General features: G+C 63.2%; 1 protein-coding gene. It reads left to right on the plus strand.

Annotated features, from left to right (window positions below; genetic code table 11):
• The coding region (locus BGP85_RS00295; RefSeq protein WP_146048954.1) for a hypothetical protein at positions 1-361 on the plus strand (361 nt) is incomplete at both ends.

Genomic DNA, 361 nt, shown 5'->3' on the forward strand with positions numbered 1-361 from the left:
ACCCTGACCATCACCGGCTACAACCCCAGCACCGGGGTGGTGAGCTACAGCTACACCCTGACTGGCAACGAAAGCCACCCGGACGGCGCTGGCGCGAACAGCATCAGCGAGCACTTCGACGTGGTCGCCAAAGATGTCGATGGCAGCACCGCCACCGGTAGCCTGGACGTGAACATCGTCGATGATGTGCCGAAGGCGGTGGACGACAGCAACGCTGTGACGGCAACCGAACAGCATGTCGAGCTGACCGGGAATGTGCTGACCAATGATGCCCAAGGTGCTGACCGCGTGGCTGGTGGTCCGGTAATGGCCGGTACTTACACCGGCACCTACGGCACGCTGGTCCTGGCCGCAGACGGCT

The sequence above is a fragment of the Pseudomonas putida genome, from assembly GCF_002906855.1.
Classification (GTDB): Bacteria; Pseudomonadota; Gammaproteobacteria; order Pseudomonadales; family Pseudomonadaceae; genus Aquipseudomonas; species Aquipseudomonas putida_N.